Below are 10936 nucleotides of genomic sequence, written 5' to 3' on the forward strand. Positions count from 1 at the left end.
CTTTGATGGTATTTTTTTCTCATATTTTATCATACCATCACACTCTGGGACTGTACAGTTAGGTACAACAGTACTTACACCTAAAGATATTATAAATTGGGAGGTAAATTTTAATGTGCGTAACAAATATGGATCTGTTATTGCAAAATGGCACAGTTATGAAAAGGGAGAAACTATAGAAGAGAAAGTGGGAAATGAGGGTCCAAGTTATACCCTGCAAACGCTTTACTCTACCGCAGAATCAGCAATTAGTGCAGCAGCAGCCAAGTTAAAACAACTAAAACGTAGTACATCAAATTTAAATGTAACTGTTCCTGGTAATCCAGAATGGCTTTGTTGCATAGCTAGTGTTGGTTGAGGTTATTGTAAGAAGAAAAGCTTTTTAATATATGGCTACTAACGCATTTTGTTGTAAAATAGGCATTTTTCAAACAAGTACAACTTATGCCACAAAAAATGAGAGTAAGTAACCAAAGAGAATATAACGAGTTTCTCAAAAAAAGAGGAAATGTTTTTCATTTTGTTAATCAAGCCATAGAAAATTGGTATGAAAATAGTCCAAAAGTTGCAGGTGGCAATAACACTTATAGTGATAAAGTTGTAATTTTAATACACATAATAGTTCATCTTTTTAGAATTGGCTTGAGACAAGCTGTAGGTTTTGTAAAAGGTTATATGGTACAAATAGGCAAAAAACTTAAGATTATCAGCTATACACAAGCTTCCAGAAGATTTAAAAAGCTTAATTTGAAGATTGATGACCATAGAAGCAATAAAGATGATCTGGAAAATGTTGAAATTGCCGTAGATAGCACTAGAGTTAGTATCTACAATAAGAACGGTGGGCATAGTAAGCTTAATATTCGAAAAAGAAAATACAGTGGTTATGGTCAAGTAAGAAAATTACATGTTGTTTTAAACATAAATGATAAGAAAGCAATAAGCATGAACTACACTAGTGGTGTTGCTGTAGACTATTTGCCGGTCTGCGATATGTTAGAAGAAGTCAGTGATAAATATAACATTTGTTCTATTCGAGCAGATGCGGCTTATGATATAAAAAGTGTGTATAAAGAATGCAGAAAATACAATATTGTGCCTATTATTCGCCCTAGGAAGGATACTAAAATTTGTTTAGCTGACTACTTATCAGAAAGAAACAAGTATATTAGTAGAATTAGGTCATATGAGAATTATGAAGATGGTATTAATGAATGGAAGAAAAAAGTTAAGTATGAAGCACGGTCTTATATTGAAGTCTTTTTCTATAGGTTGAAGCAAATATTTGGGTTTGGCTTGAAAAATAAATCAGAGGTAAATCGTGAAAAAGAGCTGTTAATTAAGTGCTACTTATTGAACAAATTTACTGATATAGGTATGGCTAAATTTAAATTAGCTGCGTAAATTCACTGTGATTTACATGCCTATCAGTGCTATGCAACAAAGCCATCCAGAATTATTTGCAGAAGCTAAGATCAGCCTTTCAGGATTTTGTCAGGAAATTGAAGGTGAATGGGTAATTAGCAAGGCAGAACATATTCTAAATAATAGAGGATATCAAACTATAGTAGAGGCAACAGTGAGCAAAGCTGTTTAAGTGAAACTTAAGCAAATGGTCATTTAATTCTAAAAAAATGTTAGACATGAACAAAATAAGTAAGAACATAAAGAATAAGATAAATTTTCTATGGCTGATGATAACAGTTATATGTGTTGTCGTTACATGTTGTTATACAAAGAGTAAAGCTGTGAGTAATTATAAAACAGTACTACAAATTGCTTCTGAAAATTGTAACTTAGAGGTTGTAAAATTTTTGGTAGAAAATCTATTAGATGTTAATGTGCAGGTTCCTAAATTAACAGCATTACATTATGCTTCAGAGGTAGATTGTTTAGAAGTCGTGAAGTTTCTAGTACAAAAAGGAGCTGATGTAAGTGCTTCTGACGGATACGAGCGATGGACACCGCTGCATTATGCTGCAGATCAAGGACGTTTGGAAATTGTTAAATTTTTATTAGACAAAGGAGCAGATCCTAGTGCTGTAGCTAAAGATGGAAGAACACCTAGAAGCATGGCTGTAATATCAGAAGAACGTAATAAAGATAAAAACAAGCAATACAGAGAAGTAATAAAACTACTTTCCAATGCAGAAGGCTCGCTCAAAAATAGCAAATAATATCAAAGATATATTGGAGTCATAAGGATCTGCAGAAGAGTAATACGAATTCAAATAGTGACTACCACAGCAAAATATAGAAACTGAACATATTTCTTCTTTTATCAGTAATTTGCAATTATTTTATAACCAGTAAAAAATATGCTAAAAAAAATCCCAATTACAGTAATTATTACCATATTAATCCAAACCGTAGCATTGATATGGTGGTTATCCAAGCTAGACTCAAGGGTACAATTTCACGATAAACTTATTGAATATGGTTTAATGGAAAAAGTATTAGTACTTGAGGAAAGGGTAAAAAATCTTTCTGAGGAATTGGATGAGCTTAAAGCTGATTTAAAGTAATTATTCTTCTACTTTTGGTGTATAAGGATCAGATTGAGATTGACGATCCTTCCAGTTTTCGATGTATTGCTCAACTAATTGAGGATCCCCTGTTATAATCAGTAGATTCTCAGCATTTCTTGATTCAGCTGCATAGGTGAAATTAAAAGAGCCAGTTATTATTTTGTTATCATCAATAATCATTATTTTACTATGAGCAATCGCTGGTTTAAAGTCTACCCAAATTGGGATTTTTTGCTCAAACAGCTCATTGATAACACTATACTTTGAGCTAACTTGCGATTCGTTGAGAATAACCATGACATCAACTCCACGCTTTTTAGCTTGAACCAAGGATTCAGCAATAGGCTTCGAGGTAAATTGGTATGCCTGAACCAACACGGATTTTTTAGCATGACCCACAGAATCAATTATTAGATTGGTGCAATTTTCTCTAGGAGTGAAACATACAGTAGTACTTGGACAAGAAACACAACCTGATAAAAGTGAGCAAGTTAATAGAACTAATAAATATCTAATCATGAAAAAATACATCCTTTCAGTTGATGGCGGAGGCATAAGGGGCATAATACCAGCCATCATTCTAGCAGAAATAGAAAAAAGAACAAGAAAGAGAGTAGCTGAAATCTTTGATCTAATGGCTGGTACTTCAACCGGTGGGATTGTTGTGGCAGGATTATGTAAAAAAGATAAACCTCAATATTCAGCCAATGATTTAGTTGAGTTTTACCAAGAATACGGGTCATATATTTTTAAATCTTCATTTTTGAGAAGATCAATATTTTCTTGGCTTAATTGCGCACAATACCCACATAAAAATATTGAATTTGTACTGGATAAATATTTTGGCGATGATATCCTTAAAAACACTTTAAGTAATGTGTTGATTACGAGTTACGATATTCACAATAACTGCCCATTTTTCTTCAAAAGCTGGAAAGAGGATAGAAATTTTATTAAATTAAGGGATGTATTAAGAGCAGCAACTGCAGCACCTACTTACTTTGCACCTAAATATCTTAAAATTAACCACAAGGAAATGGTATTAGTGGATGGCGGGGTATTTGCCAATAATCCAGCGGCTTGTGCATATGCAAGTGGTAAGAGGTTATTTCCAAATGATGATATTCTACTGTTATCGATAGGTACTGGAAGAACAGATAGAAGCATAGAGTATGCTAATTCAAGGAGATTTGGAAAAATAGGCTGGATCAAGCCACTACTACATGTGATGTTTGCTTCAAGTTTAGATGCAGTAAACTATCAACTTAATCAAGTTATAGCTGATAAATATATACGTATACAATCGCAATTAAAAATAGCATCACCCGACATGGATAATATTACATCAAAAAATATCAAATCTCTTCAGCAAGAGGCAAAGGCAATGATAGAGGATAACCAGAAATTAATAGATAAACTTTGCGATTTCATATCTTGATTTATACCAAGCAAAATTCAACTGAGCCAAAAAAGTTGGTTAGCAAATTCTGCAGAGCTAAACAAGGGTTTAGAATAGATAATATATTAACTATTCTTACTTATATCTTAAATACAATTCAATTTTCACAATCACTCAACTCATCAGCAGTTAGGCCACTTGCTCGCACAATAATATCACTAGCAACACCTGCCTTTGCTAGATTTTTTGCAACCTTGATTTTCTCTGCTTTTTTAACTTTTTCCTTGCCGCTTTTCATATCTTCAGATAGAGATTTGACTAACGCATCTAATGATTCTTGTTCTCCGTACTCATCCATTAAACTCAATAGCTTTTTGCTTTCTCTTGTTTTAGGTAGCAGAACTTTAATATTCACTGATAATGCATCTGATATTTCATATAATTTATCAAATGTTATAGCAGTATACCCTCTTTCATATTCGTGTATTTCCTTGAGTGTTAAACCAACTTTATCAGCCAAATCTTTTTGAGTGTATCTCCTTATCAATCTCCATTCTCTTATTCTTTGTCCTATTCTGTAATATATAGAATCAGTGCAGATTTCTCTCTCTGTATTATCATACTCGTAAATAGATAAGCCCGTTGCATGGGAAATAACATCAGTAGAAACTCCTTCTTTTACTAGATTTTTGCTATTTCCAACCTCGCCTCTTCTTGATTAATTTTTTCGCTAATATGAACAAACCTGACTAATGAAGGTACTATTTTGCCTAACTTTTGATTCTCATATATTTTCGTTAGATAGAATATTTCTTCGTCTTCATCTTCATACTCTCTTACTGTTATTGGTTTAGGTAATAGATCTACAGCATTAACTGATAATACTCTTGCTATTACATATAGTACTCCAATTGGAATAGGAGTATAACCATTCTCATAGCTGTTCACTTCTTGGTATGTTAAACCTACTTGACCTGCTAATCCTATTTGAGTATGACCTCGCATTAACCTACAATTTTCTATTCTTTGCCCTATTCCATAGCTAACATTGCTTGCAGAAACAAACACATATACCTCCATTTAAGAAAAAAACTTTATTGCTATAATTTTTTTACGAGCTATCCATCTAAAACTACATCAACAGGTAAACCTACCGCTTGCAAAATAATATCAATAGAAATTCCCCCTTTTACTAGATCCTTTGCAACTTTAATCCTTTCTATCTCTCTCACTTTCTCCTCACAAATACGTATTCCCTCAAACAGAGATTTTATTAGTGCATTACGTAGTTCTTGGTTCTCAATTTCTTTGTATTCTTTAATCAAATCAAGCAGCTCATTTTCCACTGTACTACCTTCATCTTTCTCTATTAGTAGATCTGTAATATTAATCGATAACGCTTCTACCATTTCATATAATTTATCAAGTGGAACAGCAGTCCTTCCTTGTTCATAGTTGCTTATTTCGTGACGTGTTGTACTCATTTTCTCTGCTAAATCTTTTTGAGTATACTCTCTCACTAGCCTACATTCTTTTATCTTTTTTCCTATTTGGTAGTAGATAGAACCCGTTTTTTCTTCAACACATTCATCAGCAGACAGACCAATTGTTTTTGAAACAGTATCAACAGAAACTCCTGCTTTAACCAGACCTTTTGCAATTTTTATTCTCTCTGTTTTTTTACTACTTTTCTCACTAACTTGAACAAATTTGGTTAATAAACAAAACATCCTACGTAACTCATGATCGTTAATCTTTTTATATTCTCTTATTAGATTTAGTTCCTCATTTTTAAAGCAGGCTTTCTCATTTGATACAGGAATTAGGTCTATAATATCAACCGATAATACCTTTGCTATAGCATATAACTTTTCAATCGAAATTTTACGTATTCCTTTTTCATATTGTAGTACTATTTGATATGTTACACCGATTTTTCCCGCTAAATCTTTTTGAGTATATCCTCGCTTTAGCCTCCAGCTCCTTACTTTTTGTGCTATTTTGTACCTTATGGAGATGTTTGACATACAGAAATAGATATTATACAAGTTAATACTACCAAATAAAGATATACAAAAACTTCTACGTTTCAATTTTAGTTGAATACTTCTTCAGAATTGTGTATAATTATTAATGCTTTTCACGTACTCTTGCTATGGCTTTTTCTAAATTTCTTGATCCAAAAAATGACCTTAGTTTTAAGAAAATCTTTGGCTCTGAAAAGAATAAAAATATCCTTATTCACTTCCTCAACGATATCTTGGACTTTTCTACTTCTGATCAAATAATAGAAATTGAATTCCTCAGCACTATTATGGACCCTGAAATTGCCTCTGACAAGCAAAGCATTGTTGATGTTCTTTGCAAGGACTCTATTGGTAATAGATTTGTCATCGAAATGCAGCTCGCTCGTGATAAAGGCTTTGAAAAACGTGCTCAACTTTATGCTGCTAAGGCTTACTCAAGACAATTAGATAAATCTGGCAATTACATTGATCTTCAGAAAGTTTTCTTTATTGCTATTTCCAATTGTAACCTTCTGCCTGAAGAAGTTGACTATATTTCTACTCATAATATACGGGATATCAAAACCAATGGTCATTACTTGAAAGATCTGCAATTTGTCTTTATTGAGTTGCCTAAATTTACAAAAAATAGAGTAGAGCAGTTAGAGAATACTAAAGAGAGGTGGTGTTTCTTTTTTAAATACGCAGAAGAAACAACTGAAGAAGATCTGAAAAAGATAGCAGTAGAAGCTCCGATAATAAAGCTAGCATATGATGAATTAGACAGGTTTCGCTGGAATGAAAAGGATTTGATCGCATATGAGGAAAGAATATTGAGTGTACAGAAAGAGAAGGCTATCCTTGCTCAAAAACTCGATGATGCTAAACTAGAAGGTAGACAAGAAGGCATCCAAATCGGCCAGGAAAAAGGTAAAGCGGAAGGTATTAAAATTGGTGCAGAAAAAGGTAGGGAAGAGGGCGAAAAACAAGCTAAAATAGCTGTGGCCAAAAACCTACTTAAGGCTGGCGTGTCTGTTGACTTAATAGCTGAATCTACAGGCCTTTCTCAAGCTGATATTTCACAGCTCAAGGAAAAAGCTTAAGTACTGTAGCTCCCTTAGAGCGCTTTTCAACTTATTATACTTCTTTATCCATTAGTCTAATATATTAAAGCCTACATCTAACTCTTCCGCTATTCTTGCTATGGCCTATTTGATTTTCTCACCAATTCTACGCATCAGTTAAGTGCAAAATAGATGATATTTAAATATAAAAAATGTTTTTCATAAAATTTTTCTTGTCCTTGATAATTTTAGTGTTGCTATTTGATTCTAACTTTTGCATAATGCAGTAAATATTTTTATATAGGGGGTACAATGCCAAGATGGACAGATCGCCATGCTACAATACTTAAGAAATTACAGGATATCATTAAATATCCAGATTCTAATATTGCTGCCGGAAGGCGTTTAGCTATCGAAAAATGGGTAAAAACCTATACTGGAGAAGTAGAATATCTTAAAGATGATGAACTACAATTCTTATACAACGTATTTCGTGATGAGAATTGTTGGTCAGGTACAAGGTTAAACACTGCTACTCTAGGAAGAATGTTAACTGAAGAAAAAATAGGTGAAATAAATAATCCACTTTGTAGATATAATATGGCATGCAGGTATTGTGTGACAGATAAGATTCCTCAGCTTTTTCAGGAACAACTTGAGTCTTACAAAAGTGGCTTCTCTTCTGAAGAAGTAGATGATGATGGCAGGCCTGCAACTAACAACCGCAAATATGTTAGAAATGAATTGTTAAATGCTATGAATAGTGAAGATCCTGTACTTAGCTTTTGGATTGATAAAAAATCTGGAGAATTTAAAAAGCATGATAATGCAGTAGAGGGTTTTAATAAAGCTGTGGAATTCAAATGGAGTGAAGGAGTAGAATACTTCTATCGTCGTATAAATCAGGAAGGAAAGAAAAAGATTGATAACCTGATGGTTAAAGCTGTTGCTAATTTATCTGCTATTCAAGCTAAACATAATGTTGCTACCGTTTTAGATTTTCTTCTGCACGAAATAATCACTGATCCAATAAAGCATAAATTATTACTTAAGTTATCAGATAAAGGCAAAGGAGTTATGTATAAGCCTCTTAGCACATTAATACAGTGTAGTTTCGTTGATACAGTTCAATATATAGTAAAGCACTTGTCTCAGGAAAAAGTTTTAGTGTCTGAGGAGAAGAAAATACTTTCACATTTTGATTACGCTTCTTTGCTTTCTTCGCTTTCAAATTTGATGTTAGAAAATTCAGATATAGATATCCGAATCAAGGCAAGAGAGATTATTATAGATCTTTGGAGATGCAATCGTTTTATTGAACATAGACAAACTGTTTTTGATACTTCTAAAGATATGCGTACCTTAGGCCGTATGGAGCAGACACTTGCAATGTTGATTGTAGATTGGAAGCGTAATGATGATAATCAAAATATTACTAAAAAGGACACAATATTAGATATTTTAGGATTTGTAAAAGATCATTATTCAGCCAATAATTTTACAGAATTTAAAAAGCAGGTAGTTAGCAACTTAAGGATAGTTAGTAGGACTGGTATGAGAGATAATATTGATTATGGTAGCTTGGCAGAAGAGCTATTTTCTCAAGTGAAGTCTGCGCATTTGTCTCCTGAAGGTAGTGGTTTCAGCGATCCACAGACCGTGTTAGAAAGTGCTGGTGTTAGTGGTGTGTCTAGTCGTAGTTATAATTAGGAGTGTTTATGCGAAATAATGATGAAGATACTGAATTAATTCAAGATTTGTTAAATGGAGATTGTGATGAGCTAAATAGAAAAGTTGGACTTTTTTTAGACCAGTGCCCATCTTTTTTACACTCGGTTGGTAGGAGTCGTTTTTTTCCTGCATTCTTCTTCGGCATGTTTGCTACTGCATTTGATTCTGGTATTATAGATTTTGACCCTGATATTGCAAATGGTGAAAGAATTTACTTTCGTTTTGATAATTATGATAATGGGAAAGGAAATCTAAAAATTGCTGTTCTAACCAATGACGTAGATGAAGATGGCACGAGAATAGTAAGATGCTACACTATTGCTGATAATGAGAACAGTCCTGGATCAAGATTCAGTGAAGAAGAAAGGCTATGGATAGAAGAGAATCAGCTACAGAACTTACAGGAGGATTTGGCTTGGAAAGAGTATAAAATATTTCAGCGGGGAGAGGAGTGTGTATTTTTTCCTCAAGGAAGGGATTTTGATGGAAATCATGTATCTCCAATCGATGATTTTAGAGAAATTGCTCCAATCATACAGCAAGGTAATTTATTAGATCTGGTAAATGGATTGGCAAATGATAATGAAGGTGATGTAAGAAGGGATATTGAACAAGTTTTACGATATATTATCAGTGTCTACGATGAATATCGCCAAGAATTGAATTTTGATAGTGAGTCTGACGATCATGGTTTTTTATCCGGATTTTTAGTAAATTTTAGGTACCGCGCTATGGCTGATATCTACCTAGAATTACTTATAGGTAGAGGATATGCAGATATTACTTTGCTTGTGCGTGGTCAGGAAAAATTAAATAATTCAGTTCCCATTATAATTGAACTCAAAGCAGGTCAAGAACACGCTGTACAAGCGTTGGAACAAGCTAGGGATTATGTTAGAAACTGTCCCATTTCATCTGTATCTGTTCATACCTCGTCAAGAAATGCTGTTTGTGTAGGGCTAAACTTTAACCATAACGTTCAACGTCTGCAGCTTGATACAGAACACTTTCTAGAGCAAGAACCTTCTTTGATAAGAAGACTACTTAATCCTACTGAGGGAGAAGTTGCAAGAGATGTAGAAAATTATTTATTATATCCAGCCTCTTGCACACGTGCGGTACCTGGTTCTAATCCATTTTCCTATACATCTAGGTTTGCATTTGCAAGTATTGCATTTGAAGAAGGTACTGTTCGAATAGGTGGAAATTTGGTAAGAGTAACAAAATATCTGTTCAATTACCATAATGATGGTAGAATGCTAGGCCAGCAAGGACAAAGAATTACAAGAATAAATGTTCGAGAGAGAGCTTTAACCATGGTTCTATTTGCACTAAGTATTAATTCACTAGTTGTGCTTAACATCCGTCGAATATTGCGTCACCAATTTCCAGTAATGGCCTTAGATCTATTACGTCCACATTGGCAAGGTGCTAGAGTGCGTGAAGTATTGTGTGAAATGGTTGATGGTAATCCTCAAGTAAACGTTATTTTAACACCATTTCAGTCACCTGATGATTATTCAGGAAATTATCTTGGGCATTTCCAAGGTGATCTTTTACGAATAGGTGGTGTTGGACAAGTACACAGAACCGCAAGTGTAATGATGAATACTGGCTGGCAAGATGTCAATAGGTATACGCAATTATTTCAGGAAATTTCTAATGTGTTGTTTCCATTAAGGCAAGGATTGGTAACAAGTGAAGCTGAATTTCAAGCTGTATTACATGGGTTATTTTATACTCTTGGCAATCCTGCTAGAGTAATTATTGAGTTTCAATTAGAAAGAGGGGGAAGAATAGATCTAGTGTTGTCAAGATTTGTGGAAAGAGATGATACTCATCCAATTGGGATAGAGCTAAAATTTGCCAGAACTGCAGGGCAGGTACAACAAAGAAGTGCAGAAGCGAATCGACAATTACAACGATATACACAATGTGGAGGATGCGAACGTATTACTGATGGAGATCAAATGGTTTTATCGTATGCTGTACTCAATAACGGTGCGCGAGGACCAGATACTCTAATATCGGTTAAGGATATTCTTAACGTACGAGATAACTTAGGACAGTTTTATAGATAATCTTTACCAATGGAAGTGCTCATGATTTGGGTGTACTTGTAGTGAAACATACATATTTAGTCCAGAGAGTGTAAGTAAGGTTGAAGGAAGAAAGATAAGATTCTTGAAGAAGAGGGTTTATTTTAAC

Annotated in this window: 11 protein-coding genes and 1 pseudogene; 9 read left to right on the forward strand and 3 right to left on the reverse strand. The window is 33.8% G+C overall.

The features are described from left to right. Window positions 1-115: 115 nt before the first annotated feature. From ABWU38_RS06800 to ABWU38_RS06820, 5 genes are all read left to right on the forward strand, one after another. The gene (locus ABWU38_RS06800; RefSeq protein WP_353272719.1) at window positions 116-358 is read left to right on the forward strand and encodes a hypothetical protein; all 243 of its coding nucleotides are present in this window, start codon (window positions 116-118) and stop codon (window positions 356-358) included. A gap of 86 nt (window positions 359-444) precedes the next feature. After that, complete coding sequence (locus ABWU38_RS06805) at window positions 445-1404, forward strand: IS5 family transposase (protein WP_353272644.1); 960 nt, start codon at window positions 445-447, stop codon at window positions 1402-1404. 31 nt (window positions 1405-1435) lie between these two features. After that, on the forward strand, window positions 1436-1597 hold the full coding sequence (locus tag ABWU38_RS06810; protein ID WP_265022937.1) for a hypothetical protein: 162 nt from the start codon (window positions 1436-1438) through the stop codon (window positions 1595-1597). 37 nt (window positions 1598-1634) lie between these two features. Next, the gene (locus ABWU38_RS06815) at window positions 1635-2177 is read left to right on the forward strand and encodes an ankyrin repeat domain-containing protein (protein WP_353272720.1); all 543 of its coding nucleotides are present in this window, start codon (window positions 1635-1637) and stop codon (window positions 2175-2177) included. A gap of 141 nt (window positions 2178-2318) precedes the next feature. Further along, on the forward strand, window positions 2319-2525 hold the full coding sequence (locus tag ABWU38_RS06820) for a hypothetical protein (RefSeq protein ID WP_114517864.1): 207 nt from the start codon (window positions 2319-2321) through the stop codon (window positions 2523-2525). Here ABWU38_RS06820 and ABWU38_RS06825 read toward each other — a convergent pair whose 3' ends face one another. Beyond that, window positions 2526-3059 carry a phospholipase D family protein gene (locus ABWU38_RS06825; protein WP_410542158.1) on the reverse strand — a complete coding sequence of 178 codons (534 nt, stop codon included), beginning with the start codon at window positions 3057-3059 and terminating at the stop codon, window positions 2526-2528. On the opposite strand from ABWU38_RS06825, the gene ABWU38_RS06830 reads away from it, so the two are divergent. Next, on the forward strand, window positions 3046-3966 hold the full coding sequence (locus ABWU38_RS06830; protein ID WP_353272722.1) for a patatin-like phospholipase family protein: 921 nt from the start codon (window positions 3046-3048) through the stop codon (window positions 3964-3966). The two genes, ABWU38_RS06825 and ABWU38_RS06830, sit on opposite strands and share 14 nt — an antisense overlap. Window positions 3967-4084: 118 nt before the next feature. On the opposite strand, the pseudogene ABWU38_RS08435 reads toward ABWU38_RS06830, so the two are convergent. Both ABWU38_RS08435 and ABWU38_RS06845 read right to left on the reverse strand, forming a co-directional pair. Then, a pseudogene (locus ABWU38_RS08435) lies at window positions 4085-5007 on the reverse strand (helix-turn-helix domain-containing protein). A gap of 38 nt (window positions 5008-5045) precedes the next feature. Further along, window positions 5046-5954: a helix-turn-helix domain-containing protein gene (locus tag ABWU38_RS06845; protein WP_353272725.1), complete on the reverse strand. Its 909-nt coding sequence runs from the start codon at window positions 5952-5954 to the stop codon at window positions 5046-5048. A gap of 128 nt (window positions 5955-6082) precedes the next feature. Between ABWU38_RS06845 and ABWU38_RS06850 the strand changes: the two genes are divergently transcribed. The 3 genes from ABWU38_RS06850 to ABWU38_RS06860 all read left to right on the forward strand — a co-directional run bounded on the left by ABWU38_RS06850 (window position 6083) and on the right by ABWU38_RS06860 (window position 10809). Then, window positions 6083-7036 carry an Rpn family recombination-promoting nuclease/putative transposase gene (locus ABWU38_RS06850; RefSeq protein ID WP_353272726.1) on the forward strand — a complete coding sequence of 318 codons (954 nt, stop codon included), beginning with the start codon at window positions 6083-6085 and terminating at the stop codon, window positions 7034-7036. 273 nt (window positions 7037-7309) lie between these two features. Further along, on the forward strand, window positions 7310-8707 hold the full coding sequence (locus ABWU38_RS06855; protein WP_353272727.1) for a hypothetical protein: 1398 nt from the start codon (window positions 7310-7312) through the stop codon (window positions 8705-8707). Between the two features lie 8 nt (window positions 8708-8715). Continuing rightward, window positions 8716-10809, forward strand: a complete 2094-nt coding sequence (locus ABWU38_RS06860) for a hypothetical protein (RefSeq protein ID WP_353272728.1) — start codon at window positions 8716-8718, stop codon at window positions 10807-10809. Window positions 10810-10936: the final 127 nt, after the last annotated feature.

The organism is Wolbachia endosymbiont (group A) of Urophora cardui, from assembly GCF_964028435.1.
GTDB lineage: Bacteria > Pseudomonadota > Alphaproteobacteria > Rickettsiales > Anaplasmataceae > Wolbachia.

Coding starts and splice junctions, on each gene's coding strand:
- ABWU38_RS06805 (WP_353272644.1), top strand. CDS start 445: ATGCCACAAAAAATGAGAGTAAGTAACCAAAGAGAATATAACGAGTTT.
- ABWU38_RS06810 (WP_265022937.1), top strand. CDS start 1,436: ATGCAACAAAGCCATCCAGAATTATTTGCAGAAGCTAAGATCAGCCTT.
- ABWU38_RS06815 (WP_353272720.1), top strand. CDS start 1,635: ATGTTAGACATGAACAAAATAAGTAAGAACATAAAGAATAAGATAAAT.
- ABWU38_RS06820 (WP_114517864.1), top strand. CDS start 2,319: ATGCTAAAAAAAATCCCAATTACAGTAATTATTACCATATTAATCCAA.
- ABWU38_RS06830 (WP_353272722.1), top strand. CDS start 3,046: ATGAAAAAATACATCCTTTCAGTTGATGGCGGAGGCATAAGGGGCATA.
- ABWU38_RS06825 (WP_410542158.1), bottom strand. CDS start 3,059: ATGTATTTTTTCATGATTAGATATTTATTAGTTCTATTAACTTGCTCA.
- ABWU38_RS06845 (WP_353272725.1), bottom strand. CDS start 5,954: ATGTCAAACATCTCCATAAGGTACAAAATAGCACAAAAAGTAAGGAGC.
- ABWU38_RS06850 (WP_353272726.1), top strand. CDS start 6,083: ATGGCTTTTTCTAAATTTCTTGATCCAAAAAATGACCTTAGTTTTAAG.
- ABWU38_RS06855 (WP_353272727.1), top strand. CDS start 7,310: ATGCCAAGATGGACAGATCGCCATGCTACAATACTTAAGAAATTACAG.
- ABWU38_RS06860 (WP_353272728.1), top strand. CDS start 8,716: ATGCGAAATAATGATGAAGATACTGAATTAATTCAAGATTTGTTAAAT.